Here is a 15,931-nt window from a genome sequence, read left to right as displayed (position 1 = left end):
CAATCCGGCCCAACGTAGGCCTCAGTGGGAGCTTTGATAAACCGCACCCGTGAAAACCGCACCCCGCGGCCATCTCGAATCTTCAACATGAACCATCCGGTCCAACCATTAAGGTCAACTTCCGCGAAGGCCGAATACGTCTCGAATTGCTCCTGCGTCAGCACAAACCTCACTGACTGCGTGATCGGATAAACGCGAAATCGCCGTCGCTGGCGTGCTACTCCGCTGTCCATCGGCGTACGTATGAACGGATCTGCCGGTTGCCGGGATAACTCAAGCAGCGGGAGGCCCGCAGGCCATGCCGGTAATTCCATGCTTCACCCCAACTGTGGTTTCAATCCAAATCTATGTTGCATTGCACGACCGGCTTCACTGCTCCCAGACCTGATCGCTCCACCGAGACGCTTATCGATCTGTCGCCACAGCATGTCGACAGACAGTGATCCGTCCGTGTGCTGGCGGACTTGAACATCAGGCTCCGATGGAGCCCCAGTCATGTTTATGTTCACTACTGGGCTACGCCCCGCCATCGAGGTCCCACCGAAATTCGAGACAACGGGAGTCACGTACCCCCCATCCGCACCGCTCATGAGATAAGTTCTCCCTCCCTCCGAATAGAGCTCCGGACCAAGTTCATTAACCCGGTATAGCGAATTGGCCGCAGTCGGGCCGCCTGACGCGCGCGAGCCCGCGATCGAAGTTCCGACTCCCCACGGGCTACTGCGCAACTCGGACACGTCCCCAATCATTGTTCCGCCCACCTGCGACGACGAGAAACCCCCGCCCCGCGATTCGAGGAGATTCCCAATCAGTCCCGCCATAGCCTGGCGTGTAGCGATCCTCGCCAAGTCAGCGACTACCGAGTTCGCGAAATCCGCGAACGATAGTTTCCCTGTCGTCGCAAAGCGGACAATCGCATCCTCCATGCCCTGGAATGCGTTCGAGAAAAGCCCCTTCGTCTGATCGGCAACGTTCGAAGCCGAGTTCAGATAGTTTTCAAGCGCCGACTTTGCGCCGTTCTTCCAATCTGCCTGGGCACTTCGCACCTGGTCGAAGTACTCCTGCTGCATAGACAGCCGGAGCTGAAGGTGTTCCCGTAGGAGCTTGGTTTCGCTCTGGTAGGTCTCCTGCGTTATCTGGCCGGAGGACATCGAACGATCAAACTGCGCCTGCTGGCGTTGGTAGTCCCTCAGGATCCCTTGGCGCGCCCGAAGCTCTTCCTGGGCGCGATCACCCAGCCCCACCCCGTCAACTTGATCCGCGTACTGCTGCTGCTCCAGATCCCGAGTGGCGGCCAAGCTGGCGCGCAAGGCTTCGACCTTGGCGGTTTCCTGCTTGGTGCGTAGCTCCTTCTCGGCGGCCACGTTCAGACCAAGCTGGCGGCGCAGCAGATCTTGCTGGGCCAGCAGACTCTTCTGATCCGCCGTCAGGACTTTCTTGTCCTTCAGGTCGGCGATCTGCTGTTCGAACTCAGCGCGCTTCTGTCCCCAGGTTGCCAGCTTGCCTTCGCTGGTGATCTGAGCCTGCAAGGAAGCCTCTGCTTCTCGGTATTGCTGGAGGAGCTTAGTAGCGGCATCGTCCGTGTGAGGCTTTTTGGCGCCCTTTTCCTCGAACTGCCGATCAACGGCGGCGCGTGCGGCCTTTATCTGCTCATCCGAGAGCTTCGTGCCATCCTTTTGCGACTTGATGATCCACGCATCTAGATCGGCCACCGCTTTCCGATACTTGTCCGCTTTGGATGCGCCCTCTTCAATGATGCGCGCAATTTGTTCGCGAGACTGAATCGCCTCCCGGTTGATCCGGACGAGTTCCGATTGCGCTTTGGCTGCGTCTTCCGCCTCTTTGCGCTGGGCGATCAGCGCATCACGACGCCCTTCTGCGTCCTTGAGGCCAGCCCTCTCCTTATCGCTGATCGTCGCGCCAGCCTCAGCGGCGATCCGAATATTCTCAGCACGCTGGCGAATCTCACGCTCAACCACCCGCAAGGTCTCATCGACCGTGGTCTCACGACCGATGTCCAGCATCTTGTCCCAAGCCCAAGAGGCGGCTGAGCCCAGCTTGTTCCATGCCGATTCGAGCGCCCCCAGGTTCTCCTTCTGCGCGGCGGTTCTGCCAGTGAGTTCCGATGCCGCCTGCCTCGCGACAAGCTCAACGGCCTCCTGCGCCCGACCTTGGTCCGTCAAGGCTTGGGCCTGAGCGTAGATGGTGCCCGTCAGAATCCCATACCGCTCGTTGAGTTCCACAACCGCGGCAACCGGGTCCTTTCCAAGCTTTGCGAAGACCTCAACGGTCTTTTCAATCTCCACGCCAGTCGCACGCTGCATCTCAGCAGCAATGAGCGCCACGTCAGCTAGCGCGGTGCCGGACAGCTTCCCTGAGGCGGCAACCGCATTCAATGCCTGAACTGCGCGTGAATGGCTACCCGTGACTTCTCCCAATCCGCGCGCCAGCAAAACCAAGTTATCCGCTGTGACGCCCGCAGCATTCCCGTTCAGAATCAACACTTCGCGGAAGTTCTCGGCTTCGGAGGATCCCTTTACCCACGCCGCGGCTACAGCCGCAACGGCGCCCGCCGCAAGGGTGTACGGATTAACTAGGCCAATTAACGCGCCACCCAACGCGCGCGCCGCGGGCACGATCCCGCCGAACATGTCCTTTAGCTGGCCGCCTTGCTGGAGCAACACCGTCAGCGGCTGCTGCCCGCCCTGGAGCGACACCACAATGTCGGTCAACTGCGCAGGCACGCCACGCAGGGCAGCGGCCTGTTGGGCGGCGCTGATCCCGTACTGGTTGAGTTGCTTCCCCGCGCCGGCCGCAGCCGCGCCCGTCGCGGTGAGTTTCGATTTCAGTTCGTCCAGGATCGACGTGGGGACTTCACGCAACGCAGCGTTGTACAGAATTTGCTGCTTCCGCGTGTAGTCGATGGTATTGGCCTGGTTCACCAGGGCATCCACTCGGCGACGCTCGGCGGCGGTCAGCCTGGCATAGTCCGCCTGGGCGGATTGCGACATGTCGCTGGTGCCGCGCTTCGCCGTCGCAATAGCGGTATCGAACTGCGAAGTATCGACAACAATGTCTAACCGCGCAGTCCCTATGCTTTCCTGTGCCATATTCAGCTCTTGTGTAGAAACTCCAGGGCCGCACGCTCAACCATTCGCAGCACGTCCATGACCTGCCGCTGGCGTTTGCGCCGAACACCCCGCAAACGCAGATCGGCTTGCAGCGCCAAGTAGTCCAGTCCGATAGGGCCGCCCGCGCCAACACGCCATTGCGTTTGATTGCGGATGAAGAGCGCGAAGGCATCAGCCAGTTCCGGTAACACTTCGGGAACTGGCCTCTTAAACAGCGCGGGCCGAGATCGAATGCCGGCCAGCGCGAGCGCAGTGGCGGATGGCGGCGTCCAATAGAACGCCGCCACCGCCGCCTTTAGTTTTTTTCCAGTTCGACCTGCAGCGCGCGGTTGTAGGCCTGCACGATGGCGAGGTCAGCCCCTGGCTGGTGCTGCCGCAGCGCATTAACACCCGACTCGTCCAGCGGCATGTCTGCATTCCAGCGCTCGACCAGCTCCAGCAAGAGCCCGCCCGTGGAAAGCTTGCCCTTCTCGACCTTTGCCATGAGCGCGCGGTACTCGTCGTCAGTCTTGTGGCGAAACGCCAGCTCCAACTTTTGAGTGCGGCCCTGCCCGGTGATCGTCACCGTCGCTTCGATGACGGGATTCCCTTTGATGATGAACGTCATGCTTAGACCTCGTCGTAGGTCACGGTGTCGGCGATCAGCGACAGCGTGAAGGTGTTCTGCAGGTTGACGTTCTGCCCGCCGGTCGCTTCCTTGCGGAAGGAGGGATAGCCGTAGTAGTACGTAACGCTTCCGTCCGGATAGGTGGTTTCGAGCACCACCGGCAGGCGCAAACGGTCGGCAGCGATGAGCGCCTTGTACCAGGGCTTCTTGCGGTCGTAGTCGTGCGTGTAGGTCAGCACCAGAGGGGTCTTCACCGTGGGCTTTTGCTGTTGCTTGCCGGTCGGGTCTTCGGTGTACTGGTAGGTGTGGTACTGCTGCTCGCCGCCAGTGATCTGCACGTCGGTGATCTGATCAAGGCTGACCCATTCACTCACTTTGCGGTAGATGCCAGCGCCCTGCCCGGCCGGATACAGCCGAAGTTCCGTGGTATCGGCGCCCTCGATCTTGAAGCCATCGGCGGTGACGCCAGAGGCGCGAAACACGGAGTTGTCCAGCGCCGGCCAGCCTGAAGACAGCACCAACACGTCGCCCGCCGTGGGCGGGGTAGTCGTCGTTCCGGTCGGGTCGACCCCGTTTGTCACCGCAGTGATCGCCACCGCCTGCGCAAGTGCCGTCGAAATGCGAAATTGCGATCCGTTGATAAAGATGGAAGACATTTGTTTTCCTCAAATGAAAAACCCGGCGCGGAGCCGGGTTTGATATAGAAGCGGGAGAAAGTCAGGAGGGAAGGAACCAGATGCCGAAGTCCTGGCGGGTGCCGTACTTCTTGATTGCCTCTTCGTAGAGGCTGGTGGGAGAGCCGTAGGGCTCCACGGCCGGAAAGTCGCTTTCGCACAGGGCGGTGCCGATCTGGTCGGCGATAGAGCTCGCCTGCGCCCGCGTCGTAGCCCAGACAAACACCTGCAAGCGCTGGTGCCGCTTCTCGCGGCGCTTGCCGTCGACGTACCAACGCTCTTGCCCGCCCGCGCCCTGGTAAATGATCAGCGGGAACTCCGGCTTGTCCGGCGTGACATCCGGATACGCGCGCCCACCGACCAACGGCCCCAGAAGCGCTTTCAACTTGGACTCAAGTGTCATCGTTCACTCTCCCAGCCAGAAGCTCGGGCAGACGCTGCCGCCCGCGCTGGATCATTGCCGCCTGTGCGCGCTCCGAGGCGGCTTCATAGGCCGGCCGCAGAAACGGATAGGCGGGCACCCACTTCGGCGTAGCCAGCCTGCGACGCTTGTCCGTGACATAGCTGCCGTCCGGCTTGCGGACTACGGCATAGATCTGCCAGTGTCCGAACTCCACCAAGTGGCCGTGCGGTGCCTTACGCTTGTTCCAGGTGACTGCGTACTGGACCTCCTGATCTGTCGAGTACCGTTCCCGGAAGGCAAGGTAGATGGCGGCGCCCAGAACCCCGTTGTGCGTATTCACCCGCGCCTTGGCTTCATCCCGCAGCACCTCGCCGCCAGCGACGGCCATAGAGCGCGCCAGGCTGACCCGTGCGGGTCCTAACAGCCGATCCAAGCCCGCAGACCAGCCGGACGTATCGAACGTCGCCTGTAGACCCTTAGCCATCGCCGCCTCCTTGCTCGCAGATCAAGTCCGTCCACTGCCGTCGCCCAAGGTCCATCCGCACATTCTTGATGTCGAAGGGATCGCCGACCGGTTGCCCGTCGTACAGCTCCAGTAGGCGCATCCCCTGGTCGATGCCGCGGCGGAACCGGATCCGGAAACTGTATGCGTTGATGGACGCGCCTATGTCTTCCTGATTGCGGGTAATGGCGCCCATACCGGTCTGACCGCGGGGATCTGCCGGTACTGTTGCAACTTCCACCCAGGATCCATTCGGCTGCCCCGCGTCGTCTTGCCCATCTTCCCGCCTTTCGATCCGAATCCAGGTGCGCAGCGTCCCAGCCCTCATGGCATCATCTCCCGCCTGTCGGCGCGCAGAAGTTCCGGCACCCCTTGAGGAAGCCGAGCGGCGCTTGCACCAACAACCACCTCTTCGCGGTTGGCATACAGATTGCCGAGCGTCAGCCGCACTGCGGCCCTGACACGAGGTGTCGCCACCATGCCGAACAGCACGCGCTGAAAGCCGATCTTCGCTTCCTTCAACCGCTCCGTCGCAAGCGCAGTTGCCATTTGCCGTGCAGCCGGGTTGCCTAGATCCGCCGCGGCCGCCATGGCAGCCTCATATGCGTCCTGCGCATCGCCTGCAGCCTGCGGCAGAGCGTCCTGCGCGGCAATGAGGTCGGTTTTCGCCGAAAAGAATGCGCGATTGAGATGACCTGCCACTACGCTTTCGGCAGCGGCAAGCAGGTCGGACAGCAATGAGGCGTCCGCCGGATCGGCGTTGCAATGAGCAATGCACTCTTCAGGCGTCAGCAGCGGCATGGTCAGTCCTTCTTGCCTTCAGCCAAGGCGGCGCGCAGCTTTTCCAGGCCCCAGCGCTTGTCGTATTTGACTTGGGCCGCTTCCAATTGCAAGAACAAGGCCGCCTTTTCGTCGGCATCGGTAGTGTCTTCTTCCAGCGCACCCAGCTCGCGGGCCGCCGCCAGAAGTTCTTCAGGGCATTCGTCCCCGGCAGCAAGGTCTGTCGGGTAGATTTCGCCAGTCTTGACCCCGCGAATGGCTTTGATCAGCTTCATATTTTTCGCCTGTGACAGGCGGGAGCCGACGCTCCCGCCAATTCGTTACGCTGCGACCTTCAGGGCGCGCAAGCATTCCGGGTTCTGCACACCGCCGCCAACGCGTTTCGTCGTGTAGAACAGCACGTATGGCTTCTTGGTGTACGGGTCACGCAACACCCGAATGCCCATGCGGTCGATGATGAGATAGCCGCGCTTGTAGTCGCCGAACAGCATAGGCAGGGAATTAGCGGCCACGTCGGGCATGTTCTCGTCTTCGGCAATGCCGTAGCCGTGCAACGTTGCCGGCTGGCCAGCCTGCGCGGAAGGTTGCCAGAGGTAGTTGCCCTGACCGTCCTTGAGCTTGCGCAGCTTGGCGATAGTCAAGTTGTTGGTCAGAAAGCGAGCGTTCTGGCGGAACTTCTTGGGCAGGCCGTAGATCAAGTCCAGCACGGCGTCCGAGCCGATATCTGCGGCGGCACCGCTATTCACGACCTTGATCGCGCCAAAGGGGTGCTTGGCCGCATTGGTGCCGCCTTCGACGTACGTCAGAATGCCGGCCGGCTTCTTGACGCCATCGCCACTGATGAATGCAGCGCCTTCCTGCTCGGCGAATTCCGCCTGAACCTCGCTCGCCAGCCAGGCGTCAAGGTTGATCTCAGCGTCGTCAAGGATCTGCTGGGTCGCGGCGGGATTGGCATAGATCTCGCCATGCCCGAAGCCAAGCGCCTTGAGGTTCGGCGTGGCCGTTTCCGGGCGCTGGTCCGTTTCGCCAACCCAGCCGGAACCGGTTCCGCCCATATTAAAGAGCTTCGTCCAGCCTGCTTTGCTGGTCGGTTGGACCTGTGCCAGTTCCCGCATGGGCGACTCTTCACGCAGCATGTCGGTAATGGTCCGGTCCCACTCGACGGGCGTAAGAAACCCGCCCTCTTCCGCCACCCCTTTATTGAGCGCCGCTTGCACATCGCCCTTGCGCATGTGCGCGTTGAAGGCGCCGGTGTATTCACCATCCTTGACCCCGGAGCCCGGCGTGCCGTGTTGGGCGGCAGCCAACTTGGTGTGCGCGTCTTCGATCTCTTTGCTGTGCTGATCGAGGTCGCTGTTGATCTTGTCCAGTTTTGCCTGGAACTCGGCGGTCCCTTGGCCCTGCTTCAGTGCTCGCAGCTCTTGCGTGTGGGTCGCCTTGAATGCTTCAAAGGCCTTACCCAGCTCTTCGATGGTCTTGTTAACGTCAGTCATGTTTCTAGCCCTTCATGGCTTGTAGGAGACTCTGCAGCGAACTTGCTGCCACGGGTTGCGGTGCCGAATCGCTCAGGCCGCTAGGTTTTTTGGCCGAATCACTCAGGCCAGTCTTGAAATCAGAGATAAGCCGTTGCGCTTCGCTTCGCGGCATCCCGCTCGACCGCAACGCAGCTTCGATCCGGCGAACGGCAGCGGCCTGCGCCCCTGGGGCGCCGTCCTTGATTGCGGCGTCGTCCAGCAGCGCATCCGCCCAGCCTTCGTTGACAGCGGCCGCCCCCCCAATCCAGCTTTCTTTGTCCATCAGCGACTGGATGCGCTCAAGGGAAATTCCTGTGCGCGCCTGGTAAACGTCGGCCATGGCGGTATCGAAAGGCGCCATCTGCTCAGCCAGTTGGGCAAAGTCATGCCTATTGCCGGCTGCCAGGCACCAGCAGTTATGAATCATCAGGAAGGAAGGCCGGCCGATACGGATCTCGTCACCAGCCATTGCGACCACCGACGCAGCACTTGCAGCCACGCCCAGGATGTTCACGGTCACTTTCGCCTTGTGTTCGCGCAACTGGTTGTAGATCGCCACCCCTTCGAACATGTCCCCGCCGGGGCTGTTGATGTTCACTTCCACGTCACGGTCGCCAATGGCGCGAAGCGCCCCCGCGATACGCTTGGAGGTGACGCCCTCGCCCGTCCACCAGTCTTCGCCGATCACGTCGAGGATGCTGATGGTCGCTTCCGAAGACTCGCCAGCAGCAGCGCTGACGGTGGGCGACCACTTGGCGAACGCACTGGGCAACACAAAGGACTGAATCCCGCCGCGCCCGCTGGCGCGAAGCTCAGGTAATTGTTTTAGGCTCATTGGCTGCCTTTCGGTTTGAGGATGGTTCAACCAACGTGTTGAACTTGGGATTTGGATCTGCGGGGTACTCAGCCAAGTCCCGCACTTCGTTGGCCGTGTGCCACGGCTGATGTCCGCCAGCGCCCAGTGCCTTGGCGAAATAGTCCGCCTGGTCTTTGAGCGTGCCTCGCATGAGCGCACGCTCGTTGAATTTGAAATACAGCGTCTCGCGCTCTCGATCGGTCAGGAGCGACCGAGAAAGTGCCTGCTCCCAGGCAACGAAGCGCGGAGCCAACGTGTACTGCACAAAGAAAATTGCTAGCTGTTCGATCCCCGATCCCCAGCTGGTGTCGTCCATCATCAGCAGTGGACGAGGCACACCATACAGCCGCGCCACCTCTTCAATCTGATGGTTGCGGTTCTCGATCTGCTGCGCGTCCGACGCCGTGGAACTGAAGCGGTTGGCCTTGGCCCCCTCTTCCGCGATCATCCATTTATTGGCGTTTTCGGCCCCGCTGTATTCAGCGGTCAACGACTCTTTCATGCGGCGATACGCCGTATCTGAAAGGGCGTTGGGGACTTCAATTGCCCCTCCAGCCATCACACCGGTCTTGAACACGTTCGCTGCGGCCCGCTGCGCCTGCTCGGCAAGTTCGAACACCTCAGTCGAAAGCTGGCGCTTGGATAGGCCGACTATCCCGTCTAAGGACAGGTCGCGCACATGCAGGATTTCGTCTTGATCCAGCGTAAGGGTGCCGCCGTTCTCCGTCGTGCAGCGGTACTGCATGCGCCAGGCATCGGTCAGCTTCCCCTGCACTCGCCCCTTTTCGAACGGAACGAGATGTATCGGCCGCCCCCCTGCCCGAATGATTCTGGCATATGCATTGCCCTCGGTTTCAAGCAGCAATTGCATCTGGCTCTTGAACTCCATGGGCGTCTGCCACGGGTTGGGCTTGAAGCGCAGCAGCTTGTAAGCCGGATGATCCTTCGCCGCGCGCTTCTCGTCACCGGAGTGGTACAAGTTCGTCGGCAACATGCCTAAACCATTTCCGACCAACGATAGGCAGCGCAACGCGGCAGTGTTCCGCAGCATCCTGCTGGCTTCGCCACGCTGGCCGTTCCGGATGAACTCGAGGAATGCCGGATCGTCTATGCCAGTGAACGTAATCCCCTGCGCGCTGGCGTGCGGGCGTGCCTGGGCCTCCGGCACCCCACGCCGGAATAGCTTGTCCAGAAATTTCATTTTGTTTTGCCCTATAGGAAGCGCAAACCCCGGCTCTCATAAACGGACTTGCCGCTGGCCGATGGATTCAGAGCCATCAGGTGACTGGCGTCGAAAAGCGACATCAGAGGATCAATCTTTGCCGTCCCGCTCGCTTGCTTTGTGATTAGGATCGAATTGGCGCGTTGTTCTACCCGGGCATTGCTCACCGACCAGGCCATCATCGGCCTACCTCCATGCACGAAAGTGCCCTCGGCGAGCTTGCGCTCGACCGTCTTGATCGTGCCGCCCATGCGCCAGCCCTGCGATACGCCGACAAGGAGCTGTTCGGGAATCTCCGCTTCAGCAAACGCCTCGGCAAAGGTGATTCCACTCGGGTCCGCGCCCACACCTTCCTTTTCTGGGAAGAGCCCAGCGTCGTAAATGCGCTTGATGATCTGGGCGAGTTCCGCGACGTCTTCGCCAATCTTGTTGACGATGACCAGGTCTTTGTCCTGCTCAAAATCACGGAGACGCGGGGCGATTTCCTTGCGACGGTCCAATACAGAGGGATGCGCCCAAGCCCGGCCCCAATGCAACCATCGGCCTGTTCCTATCTCTCTGCCGATCAGGCCCAGGCCCAACAAGTCGTCCAGTCCACCGCCGTCGATGCCGCCGGTCACAACCTCTGCCCGCCGCAAAAAGTCATCCAGGCGGCGCAGAGATGTATCGGCCTGCGACTGCCAGTGATCAGCACCCGCCCAGCGGTCGGACCGAAGATTCAAGCCGATTTCAACGTTCAGGTGCTTTGCCAGGAACTGCTGGAATGCACCATCCGTCCTGGCGCACAGCAGCTTGAGTTGATCTCCCAGCCACTCGGCGCTGACTGAGCGGCCGATATTGGGGTTGGTGATATAGAAGTTGGCCGGATCAAGGTATGCCTTCGCCTCAAGCATGTCGTCCGGAAACTCATAGAGGATGCCCAAAGTCTTCGGGTCGTCGATCGTTCCGTCCCGGACTTGCCGCCAGTAGGCGAGCTTTTCCTTAAAGACACCGGCCGGCGGATCATCGCTCTGAGTGGTCAGGTAAATTACCCAGCCTTCATCACGCGATATTTGCCCGCCAAGGGCCTCCAGGAACATAGCCACAGCATTAGCCCGTTTGCCGAAGAGCCACAACTCGTCGACCAAGATGCGACCAGACTTCTTGCCGGACACCGTGTCCGTGTCGGCGGCAACCACCTTAAGGCTGTTGCGCGTCGTTCGATGGGTAATGGTGCGGATGTGGTCCTGAACGTGGAACATGTCCGACAGTTCCTCATCCGCCCGAACCATTGCAGCTGCTGGCTTGAAGCTGTTGTCTGCGACCTCCTTGGTCGGAGCCAGAATCAAGTGTTCCTCTTCCTGACGCCAGCAGATGATCACCGCCGTCAGCATGATGCCGGCGGCAATAGTCGATTTCGTGTTTTTCTTGCTGATCAGCAGTCCATACTCGCGGATTCGCTGCTTTCCGGTGTTGACGTCATAGCCGCCGAAGATTGCCCGCACAAAGTCAAATACCCACTCTTCGGAGCATTCCCCGAAGGTCTGGTGTCGGTACGTCCCGATGGCCTCGTCATAGACTTGGGCCAGATCCACGACCTTGAGTTGCTTGAAGATGCCAAGCGCATATTCGGCCTGGTCGGGGTAGATCGGCGGCGGAATGATCGACTCGCGCGTGCGCAGGCGTTCCGCCCAATCCGGGCACGCCGTCGTCCAGGCCATGGCTTACCCCTTCCCGACAACGCGCAGATGAGTTGGAGGTGGCGGCGGCGCGAATCGCCCACCGGCAGCGGCCTTATCTGCCGCCGCCTGCTTTGCCCCCTTCTTGCCTTGTTCTGCAATCTTCCCGTGCGTAAAGGGCATGAGCGCCTTCGCGGCCTCCAGCCGAAGCTTCGGTTCTTCCAACGCGTCGTTCATGATGGCCACCAGCACTTCACGCGGATCCGAGGTAAGCCCGAGAGCTTTCAGGCCGATTCCGTCCATGGGGCCAGTGTCCGCGGCGGTGTCGTGCGGTCCGCTCGTTGGTGAATTTGGCTCGGTGGCGTTCGCCGATTCGGCCTTTTTGTTAACCCGCTTTTTGTTAACTCCCTTGTTAACTTCTGTATTGCGCCCCAGGGCGGCCAGAACATGCTTGTCACGCATCAGTCGGGCGGCTGCTTGGGCCGCCCCGTTTTCGCTGTAACCCGCATGAATAGCGGCTTTCGCACCGGATAGACCCGACAGCAGCGCATCGACGAATCGGCGCTTTTTGTCGGTTAATGCCATAGATTTTGGTTAACAAAAGGGGGTTAACAATTTTCCGAAACGGGGAAATTTTCTGCGCGTGAGGGAACAGGTGGTTTCCGGAAGGTGAACCCGCCAGACTTTCACCCGCCCCCCCCCTCAGTCGTGGCCCAACAGGCCCGCGCACAGGCAGGCCAGGGCGCGATCCCATAGGCACCAGGCCCGCACCATCGCCGTGACAGTGCAGCGCGCTACGGCCTTCTGGTGGCGCGAGCGGATAGCCCGCGCCTAATCATCGCTCCACTTTGCCCCAATGCGGCGTTGCGCCAGTCATGCGGGCAGCGATAGCCACGCCAGAGAGATACCAACGCACCCACCACGCGATATGGACGGAAACCGTGACTGTCTGTTGCACCATCACTCTCTGCCCCTGTAGCCCATGTCCCGCCGCGTCTTGGCGTCATGGCATCCGGCCTTCCGCCCGTTCACATCGCGTGACACGCACAGAATCTGCGTGTTCGCGTCGGTGTCTTCGCCGCCGTCGAACAGGCTTACCTTGTGGTCCAGTTCAAACCCATACGGGTAGATGGTCAGCGTCCGGCAATGCGCACAGTACGGGTCAGCAGACCAGACGCGCAACCGACGCTCTTGCAGCTTGCGCCCCGTCATGCGCTTGGCGCTGGGTGTGGGCGCAGCGGCCAGCCGGGAGCCACTGACAGCCAAACGCGGCTTGAGTGTCTTGAGCTTCATGTCCGAGCTCTCACAGCCCGAACTCGCGCGGCGTAGGAGCGTGCCACTGCCGCAATTGCATCCACGCGGAATACGTATTGAGCCATGTAATACGCTCGGCGCTCTGGCCGTATGCCCGACTCGACCTCTAACAATCCTCGTAGGCTACGTCGATACATATTGCTACAATCTTCAAGAGCCTGTTGCGCGGCCACGCAAAACTCCTGATCAACGCCCGCACGCCTGGCCTGCTGAATGTCTCGTCTTGCGCTCGCGGCCAATTCTCGCGACATAACCATTCCCCCTGGACCACTACCAAAATCGAGGCGACATTGAAAAAATCTGAGTGCGAACGCGCCATTCGACAGTTATGCCACCAATGGAAGCGCACCCACCACGACGGCGCTCCCAATCAGAATTTACTGTTCTCTGAATTCCGAGCTTGGCTCGAACAATCCCATCCAGAGCTACTTCGGTTCCGTTCAGTGATGTCCCCCATGGACGTCGCCGAAATGTGGTTCGATCAGGAGTTTCGCCAAACATGGAGAAACTAGCGTAGAGGAGTAAAGGTGCCCCACTCACTCGCGGCGCCGAATTCATTCGAAGCAACTTACCAAGAAAAAAAGAGAAAATTTGATGGAAACAAATATTCAAGACCTTATCGACGCAGTTAGGGCTTGGCCGGTGATCGTGCAAGGTGCGCTTGGATCTGCACTTTTTGCGGTTGTTGTCTCGTTCGGTAAATGGGCGTTCCGCATCACTAGACAAAAGCAGAAATTTCAGTCCATACAATCTAGGAGAACAGCTCTTCAGGACCGCATTTGCTTGTTGCAGGCTGCCGTCGCCGAAAGTCAACAAGAAGCCACCGAGTTCTTGGTACTCCTGCTGTACCGGGCAAGCCGTCACGGCGTCAACGCCATGATCTGGGTCGTTTATGGCCTAGCCGCTAGCTCCATGATTCCACTTATGGGAAATATCGGTTTCGTCGTAGCGCTGTACTACTTTCTCAAGATGGCTGCCGCTGTCGCGCCTGTGAACCACAAGTCGTTGGATGACGCTCAAAAGGAGCTTGATGACAGCAGCGCCGAGCTGGAAACCCTAGAAAACCAAATGAAGGAGCATTCAAAAACTTCAAAACCTTCAGCCACCAAAGAGAGCTAAAAAAGTCCCTAATTTGCGGAGAATAACCTCGCGCCCGCACCTCAGAACACGTTGACCTTCAAGCATGCAGCTGGCAGCTCAGAAGCCTATTCAACCAATCTTCCATGACGCTCACATATACTCGGTGATTTGCAATTTCACCGTTCAGTCCCTGCTCACACTATGCCTCCGATCGATACCCCGAGAAATGAAAGCCCTCATAGCGCCCAGTTAAAGTTGGACATTGAGTTGAGGGAAAGATATGAAGAAGCTCCAGACCAGCTTGCAGACGCTGCACGTTTGTGGATAGAGGAGGCTGTCGAAAGACGCGTTTACGGTCATGGGCTGAACAATGCCCGAACGGACATCTCGTTGCTAAAGCTCCTGAAAAAAAACATCGATTCCTTAAGCCTTCATATCGGACGTCGATCCGAGATAGCCGTAGAGAGATTTCTAAAGCCACGTACCATTACAGGTCAAAAAATGTGGATTCACTCCCACTTGGCGGCACTGTCATTCTCGAATGCCCATGAACGCCTCGATGAAGCGTTTCGAAATGCGTTCCGATATGTCGTGTATCCGCTAGGGCAATACTTCAAGGAAGTAGGTCTATTAGACTGCCCTATCGACGACGGTGATGCGCTCACGAGCAATGCCGAAATTGAGAACGTCGGATGGATCCCCGTGTGTGCGCCAGAGCCCCGACTCGCTATACAGGAGGAGCTTTCGAATGGTTTGCGGAACCTAATAGACCTCGCGCGCCAGAGAGATGCTCTCAACAGAAAAGCCTCAGCGGAGGAGTGGCTGAAGACCTGGAAAGCGTTGAACAGCAAAGAATCAGGCAACTGAACCGGGCAATCTGTCTCGAAGGCATAGGGCTATATATCTATAGATCGAATCCTTGCATGCTCGGGAATAAAGTTCACTGATAGTCCGTCTGGAAGGCGCGGTAGCTTTCCCAAAGCGTCAAACACGACGCGCTGCGATCAGCGGCACTAATGCAAAAAGCCCGCTGCTTTCGCTGGCGGGCTTTTTGCATACGCACTTATTCAAAGTGACTAAACAGGACGAACTTTAGCAGAGAAAATTCACCCCTGCAAGAGTCAGTCGCACAAGTCTTTTGCCGCCAGCAGATCGGTCGCATACTCCATCGCGAGCGCTTCGACGCCCTTCTGGCCCGCGCCACGCTCACCGCCCTTCTGCTTCGTGGTGCGCGTCCCGTACAGCCAGAGCTTGATCTTGCCGTTGTGGTTGGTTGCAGTGGCCGCGCTCACTCCAGCGCGTTCGGCCGCGTCCGAGAGCTTCACATCCTTGCCAAAGTAGCGAGCCACGATGGCATCACGCAGGACACGTGGCGTAGGGTGCGCCGACAAGGCGTCGCACGCCGCGGCATCGGATATTTCACGCACGGCCGCCAGCCAGTCATGGCGGTCCACCGTGCCCTGGCAGCACTTGCAACGGTCGGTACGCGGGGCGAAGCGCGCCACCAGAATTGCGCGGTACAGGCGAGGCAGGGTTTTCAATGCGCCCATGACAATGGCGGCCTGCCCGGCCCCATCCGTGCCGCCCAGGCCCTTTCCCTCGGCACCAGCCTGGGATTGAGCCTCTGCGAGGCGCGCCATCATGGGCTTGTCATACACCTGGTCCGTATGGTTGTAGGCAAAGGTCAGCGCCGCGTGAGCGGTGGCGAACAGTCGGCTCGGTTGCGTTTCTACGACCGGGGTCGAAGGAAAGCGCGAAAGGGTCAAGGTAGTCATCAGATAATCCCCGGGGAGTAAGTCACTTTCGCGGGCAGCATTTCCCGCATCCATTGCATTGCTGGTTCCCATGCGAAGGTGACGGTATGCCGCCCCCGAACAGGAAAAGTTCTTGGGTTGACGTGGTGGGCATCCACCATCACCGATTCGCCACGCGCCCCCGTTTGTCTGTAGACCAGCACCGGTACGCCCTGCTCGCCGGCCTGCTGCTGCGCCTGGCTCCACCAGGCAGGAAGACGAAGCTCGTTCGCGTGCTTGCATTCGATGACGATGCCCGCGAAGGCGGGATCATCGGCAACCAGATCGCTATCGCCCTTGGCGTTGCGCACGCGCCGACGCCATGCCTTCCCGGTTGCCTCGGTCAGCAACTTGGCCACCTTGCGCTCATACTCGATGCCCTTGGTTCGCTGCATTG

General features: G+C 59.7%; 19 protein-coding genes. 2 read left to right on the top strand and 17 right to left on the bottom strand.

Going from position 1 to position 15,931, the window contains the following annotated elements; all coding sequences use genetic code 11:
- Nucleotides 1-317: 317 nt before the first annotated feature.
- From BRO63_RS22535 to BRO63_RS22465, 15 genes are all read right to left on the bottom strand, one after another.
- Entirely contained in the window at nt 318-3,110 is a 2,793-nt protein-coding gene (locus tag BRO63_RS22535; protein WP_088141934.1) for a phage tail tape measure protein, read from the bottom strand.
- Nucleotides 3,111-3,112: 2 nt separating this feature from the next.
- Nucleotides 3,113-3,418: a DUF1799 domain-containing protein gene (locus tag BRO63_RS22530; RefSeq protein WP_088141933.1), complete on the bottom strand. Its 306-nt coding sequence runs from the start codon at nt 3,416-3,418 to the stop codon at nt 3,113-3,115.
- Between the two features lie 8 nt (nt 3,419-3,426).
- On the bottom strand, nt 3,427-3,738 hold the full coding sequence (locus BRO63_RS22525; protein ID WP_088141932.1) for a phage tail assembly chaperone: 312 nt from the start codon (nt 3,736-3,738) through the stop codon (nt 3,427-3,429).
- 2 nt (nt 3,739-3,740) lie between these two features.
- Nucleotides 3,741-4,319 (bottom strand): phage tail protein, encoded by a 579-nt coding sequence (locus BRO63_RS22520; protein WP_179215186.1) that lies wholly within the window; start codon nt 4,317-4,319, stop codon nt 3,741-3,743.
- Between the two features lie 136 nt (nt 4,320-4,455).
- Nucleotides 4,456-4,815, bottom strand: a complete 360-nt coding sequence (locus BRO63_RS22515) for a DUF3168 domain-containing protein (RefSeq protein WP_088141930.1) — start codon at nt 4,813-4,815, stop codon at nt 4,456-4,458.
- On the bottom strand, nt 4,805-5,299 hold the full coding sequence (locus tag BRO63_RS22510) for an HK97 gp10 family phage protein (RefSeq protein ID WP_088141929.1): 495 nt from the start codon (nt 5,297-5,299) through the stop codon (nt 4,805-4,807). Before BRO63_RS22510 ends, BRO63_RS22515 begins: the two co-directional genes overlap by 11 nt.
- Nucleotides 5,292-5,645 carry a head-tail adaptor protein gene (locus BRO63_RS22505; protein WP_013394653.1) on the bottom strand — a complete coding sequence of 118 codons (354 nt, stop codon included), beginning with the start codon at nt 5,643-5,645 and terminating at the stop codon, nt 5,292-5,294. The genes BRO63_RS22510 and BRO63_RS22505 overlap by 8 nt, the downstream gene beginning before the upstream one ends.
- Nucleotides 5,642-6,118, bottom strand: coding sequence for a phage gp6-like head-tail connector protein (locus BRO63_RS22500; RefSeq protein ID WP_088141928.1), 477 nt, complete (start codon nt 6,116-6,118; stop codon nt 5,642-5,644). Before BRO63_RS22500 ends, BRO63_RS22505 begins: the two co-directional genes overlap by 4 nt.
- A gap of 2 nt (nt 6,119-6,120) precedes the next feature.
- Entirely contained in the window at nt 6,121-6,372 is a 252-nt protein-coding gene (locus BRO63_RS22495; protein WP_088141927.1) for a hypothetical protein, read from the bottom strand.
- Nucleotides 6,373-6,417: 45 nt separating this feature from the next.
- Nucleotides 6,418-7,590, bottom strand: coding sequence for a phage major capsid protein (locus tag BRO63_RS22490; RefSeq protein ID WP_088141926.1), 1,173 nt, complete (start codon nt 7,588-7,590; stop codon nt 6,418-6,420).
- A 4-nt stretch (nt 7,591-7,594) separates the two neighbouring features.
- Complete coding sequence (locus BRO63_RS22485) at nt 7,595-8,446, bottom strand: head maturation protease, ClpP-related (RefSeq protein WP_088141925.1); 852 nt, start codon at nt 8,444-8,446, stop codon at nt 7,595-7,597.
- A complete protein-coding gene (locus tag BRO63_RS22480; protein ID WP_256943386.1) occupies nt 8,424-9,668 on the bottom strand; it encodes a phage portal protein in 1,245 nt (414 codons plus the stop codon). The genes BRO63_RS22485 and BRO63_RS22480 overlap by 23 nt, the downstream gene beginning before the upstream one ends.
- Before the next feature lie 11 nt (nt 9,669-9,679).
- Nucleotides 9,680-11,389: a terminase large subunit gene (locus BRO63_RS22475; protein ID WP_088141924.1), complete on the bottom strand. Its 1,710-nt coding sequence runs from the start codon at nt 11,387-11,389 to the stop codon at nt 9,680-9,682.
- Between the two features lie 3 nt (nt 11,390-11,392).
- The gene (locus tag BRO63_RS22470; RefSeq protein WP_088141923.1) at nt 11,393-11,932 is read right to left on the bottom strand and encodes a terminase small subunit; all 540 of its coding nucleotides are present in this window, start codon (nt 11,930-11,932) and stop codon (nt 11,393-11,395) included.
- Between the two features lie 375 nt (nt 11,933-12,307).
- Nucleotides 12,308-12,640: an HNH endonuclease signature motif containing protein gene (locus BRO63_RS22465; RefSeq protein ID WP_088141922.1), complete on the bottom strand. Its 333-nt coding sequence runs from the start codon at nt 12,638-12,640 to the stop codon at nt 12,308-12,310.
- Between the two features lie 615 nt (nt 12,641-13,255).
- Here BRO63_RS22465 and BRO63_RS34050 point away from each other — a divergent pair.
- Nucleotides 13,256-13,780, top strand: coding sequence for a hypothetical protein (locus tag BRO63_RS34050; RefSeq protein WP_143219503.1), 525 nt, complete (start codon nt 13,256-13,258; stop codon nt 13,778-13,780).
- Between the two features lie 216 nt (nt 13,781-13,996).
- On the top strand, nt 13,997-14,608 hold the full coding sequence (locus BRO63_RS34045) for a hypothetical protein (RefSeq protein ID WP_143219502.1): 612 nt from the start codon (nt 13,997-13,999) through the stop codon (nt 14,606-14,608).
- Nucleotides 14,609-14,862: 254 nt separating this feature from the next.
- Here the strand turns inward: BRO63_RS34045 and BRO63_RS22455 are convergent, their stop codons facing one another.
- Nucleotides 14,863-15,516, bottom strand: a complete 654-nt coding sequence (locus tag BRO63_RS22455; protein WP_088141920.1) for a hypothetical protein — start codon at nt 15,514-15,516, stop codon at nt 14,863-14,865.
- Nucleotides 15,516-15,929: a putative PDDEXK endonuclease gene (locus BRO63_RS22450; protein WP_088141919.1), complete on the bottom strand. Its 414-nt coding sequence runs from the start codon at nt 15,927-15,929 to the stop codon at nt 15,516-15,518. The genes BRO63_RS22455 and BRO63_RS22450 overlap by 1 nt, the downstream gene beginning before the upstream one ends.
- Nucleotides 15,930-15,931: the final 2 nt, after the last annotated feature.

This window comes from Achromobacter xylosoxidans, from assembly GCF_002192695.1.
GTDB lineage: Bacteria > Pseudomonadota > Gammaproteobacteria > Burkholderiales > Burkholderiaceae_B > Achromobacter > Achromobacter xylosoxidans_C.
This window is presented reverse-complemented; position numbering and strand designations above follow the sequence as displayed.

Excerpts from the sequence above, each read along its gene's own strand:
- BRO63_RS22535 (WP_088141934.1), bottom strand. The coding sequence starts at position 3,110 with ATGGCACAGGAAAGCATAGGGACTGCGCGGTTAGACATTGTTGTCGAT.
- BRO63_RS22525 (WP_088141932.1), bottom strand. The coding sequence starts at position 3,738 with ATGACGTTCATCATCAAAGGGAATCCCGTCATCGAAGCGACGGTGACG.
- BRO63_RS22515 (WP_088141930.1), bottom strand. The coding sequence starts at position 4,815 with ATGACACTTGAGTCCAAGTTGAAAGCGCTTCTGGGGCCGTTGGTCGGT.
- BRO63_RS22510 (WP_088141929.1), bottom strand. The coding sequence starts at position 5,299 with ATGGCTAAGGGTCTACAGGCGACGTTCGATACGTCCGGCTGGTCTGCG.
- BRO63_RS22505 (WP_013394653.1), bottom strand. The coding sequence starts at position 5,645 with ATGAGGGCTGGGACGCTGCGCACCTGGATTCGGATCGAAAGGCGGGAA.
- BRO63_RS22500 (WP_088141928.1), bottom strand. The coding sequence starts at position 6,118 with ATGCCGCTGCTGACGCCTGAAGAGTGCATTGCTCATTGCAACGCCGAT.
- BRO63_RS22495 (WP_088141927.1), bottom strand. The coding sequence starts at position 6,372 with ATGAAGCTGATCAAAGCCATTCGCGGGGTCAAGACTGGCGAAATCTAC.
- BRO63_RS22490 (WP_088141926.1), bottom strand. The coding sequence starts at position 7,590 with ATGACTGACGTTAACAAGACCATCGAAGAGCTGGGTAAGGCCTTTGAA.
- BRO63_RS22485 (WP_088141925.1), bottom strand. The coding sequence starts at position 8,446 with ATGAGCCTAAAACAATTACCTGAGCTTCGCGCCAGCGGGCGCGGCGGG.
- BRO63_RS22480 (WP_256943386.1), bottom strand. The coding sequence starts at position 9,668 with ATGAAATTTCTGGACAAGCTATTCCGGCGTGGGGTGCCGGAGGCCCAG.
- BRO63_RS22475 (WP_088141924.1), bottom strand. The coding sequence starts at position 11,389 with ATGGCCTGGACGACGGCGTGCCCGGATTGGGCGGAACGCCTGCGCACG.
- BRO63_RS22470 (WP_088141923.1), bottom strand. The coding sequence starts at position 11,932 with ATGGCATTAACCGACAAAAAGCGCCGATTCGTCGATGCGCTGCTGTCG.
- BRO63_RS22465 (WP_088141922.1), bottom strand. The coding sequence starts at position 12,640 with ATGAAGCTCAAGACACTCAAGCCGCGTTTGGCTGTCAGTGGCTCCCGG.
- BRO63_RS34050 (WP_143219503.1), top strand. The coding sequence starts at position 13,256 with ATGGAAACAAATATTCAAGACCTTATCGACGCAGTTAGGGCTTGGCCG.
- BRO63_RS22455 (WP_088141920.1), bottom strand. The coding sequence starts at position 15,516 with ATGACTACCTTGACCCTTTCGCGCTTTCCTTCGACCCCGGTCGTAGAA.
- BRO63_RS22450 (WP_088141919.1), bottom strand. The coding sequence starts at position 15,929 with ATGCAGCGAACCAAGGGCATCGAGTATGAGCGCAAGGTGGCCAAGTTG.